The following is a 2,240-nucleotide window of genomic DNA, read 5'->3' as shown; positions in this document are numbered from 1 at the left end:
CCCGCTCAGAGATGTGTATAAGAGACAGGGTGCCGGCCCCGCCGGGGCTCCCGGACCCGCCGCCGCGCGCCCCGAGGATCGCTGCCTGCGCCGCCGTCGGGTCCCGGGCCACCGACGGATCGGCGGGGGTTATCAGCCAGCGCGACGCGGGCGTCGCGTAGGCGCTCACCGAGAACGATCCCGCCAGGGACTGCCAGATCCCGCCGCCGCCCCGCCGCCCGGCCAGATCCAGGCGGTACAGCTCGGTCGCCGACCGGACCGCCTCGCCCACGTCCCGGGGGAAGGCGAGGCCGACCTCCGGGGCCGGGTCCGCGTCCGCGAGGCCGATCTCGTGCAGCGGGACGGGCCGGCCGAGCTTGGCCCCGATCGCCGCGGCGATGAGATGCGGCGCCGCTCCCTGCGGCACCATTCCCTTGGCGACCCACCGGGCCACCGAGGTCTTGTCGTAGCGAAGTGTCAGACCGCGCTGTGCTCCGAGGTCGTTGACCCGCCGGGCGAGCCCGGCGTTACTGATTCCCGCGAGGGCGAGAACCGTGCCGAGCTTCTCGTTCGGCCCGCGTTGCTCCCTGGACATGCGCCACCCCTCGACACACAGACAGCCGCCGCGTCACCGAGGGCGGCGCGCGGCATTCGTACCGATGCCTCCCCAGGTTCGAACCTCCGTACTCCGCCTGCACACGCATGTGGCCGAGCCCCGAGGAATATGCCCCCCTGCTGAGAACACCAGTAAACACAGCGTAGTTCTCCCTATCCCTACCGTTAAGGGGCAGACGTCCGGATGGCGGGATTGTTGTCCGTGCGGGTGGTCCGGGCCCCCCGCACGGCGGCGCGCGGACCGGGGTGCGGCGTGCTCCCGGTGTGTGGCCGTGCGCCCGGCCGTGCGCTCTGGCCCGGCGATCGCCGGAAGGCTTGTCTGGGACCTGCGTGGGTCGGCCCGCTGCACTGGACTCAGTGGGCTGGGGGAAACCGCCGCTCCATTCCCCGCGGGCGGTGGACCGGTCCGGGAGGTGAGGCCCACCTCCCGGACTGTGCGTGGAAGGGTCCGCCAGGGGGGTGCGGCGCGACATGCGCGCAGGGTGGCGCTTCGAGAGAATGGCCGAATAGCGACGGTCCGGTGAAGGTCTGGCCAATGGTCCGACTATGGCCGGATATCAGCGCTGTTTCCGGGCGGCGCCGGCCCTTCCCCTTCCACGGGGGCGGGCCGGGGCGGCGCGGAGACCGGACGGCCCCGCCTCCGGAACTCCCGGAACCGACAGTTCCGTTGTTGTCGTCGCGGTGAAGATCGCGTCGGGCCTTTGCCAGGGGCGCATGCTCTTCCGGCGTGCGCTGCCCGTACACCCTCTCGTGCGGCATTGTCGTGGCAGCATGTCCCGCAGCGGCGTTTCGCTCGTCAAGTGCGCCGTTTGTCCACAGCCTGTGGAGGCGGCGATGCGTTGGTTGGTGGGATGGAGCAGTATCGCCGCGAGCTTCGGCACTGTCGGCGCCGTCGGAAACGGCGGAGAGGGGCGCACGGTTCACCCCGTGGGCTCCCAACTCCTGTGGGGAGACCCGGATCCGCTGTGGGCGGTCGGCGACTGGAGGCCCGACGAGATCCGCGTCATCGGCGTCGCGACCCCCGAAGGGGCGCCCACCGCCCGCCTCGCGGTCCTCGGCTGCTGCGGCGCCACCGACGAGCAGCTGCGCGTCGGGCTGCTCGCCGCGCGGGGCGGCGCGATGCGCCATCTCACCGCCTGGCCCGGCAGTTACACCGCCGTCGTGCAGATCGGCCGCCGCATCACCGTCGCGGGCGACCTGGCCGGAGCCCGGCCCGTCTTCCACACCCCCTGGGCCAACGGCACCGCCTTCGCCACCGCCGCCCTGCCGCTCGCCGACCTCATCGAGGCCCAGCTCGACATCGGGCACCTCGCCGCCCTGCTCGCCTGCCCGGAGACCCCCGAGGCCCTCGGCGACGGCACACCCTACGTCGGCGTGAAGCGGGTCCCGCCGGGCCACGCGCTCATCCTCCGGGAGGGCTCGCGGGAGATCACCGGGTACGAGGCCGTCGCCTCGCTCGCCGTCGCCGCACCCCAGGCCGACCCGGTGCACGCCGTGGAGGGCGTACGGGACGCGCTCGTCGAAGCCGTACGCGCCCGGCTCACGGCCCCGCGCCACGCGCCGGAAACCCAGCCGCCGGACCCGGGGCCCGTCCCCGGCATGGGCCTGTCTCTTATACACATCTCTGAGCGGGCTGGCCAGGCAGA

2 pseudogenes are annotated in these 2,240 nt (G+C 73.2%); one reads left to right on the top strand and one right to left on the bottom strand.

The features are described 5' to 3' along the window. Positions 1-574: pseudogene (locus tag CR470_RS37470) on the bottom strand (sporulation protein); the annotation flags it as partial. An 854-nt stretch (positions 575-1,428) separates the two neighbouring features. Between CR470_RS37470 and CR470_RS37465 the strand changes: the two are divergent. After that, positions 1,429-2,240, top strand: a pseudogene (locus tag CR470_RS37465) (asparagine synthase-related protein); the annotation flags it as partial.

It is taken from the genome of Streptomyces sp. rh34 (assembly GCF_002551245.1).
Classification (GTDB): Bacteria; Actinomycetota; Actinomycetes; order Streptomycetales; family Streptomycetaceae; genus Streptomyces.
The sequence above is the reverse complement of the archived record's forward strand: the minus strand, read 5'-3'. Positions and strand labels throughout refer to the sequence as shown.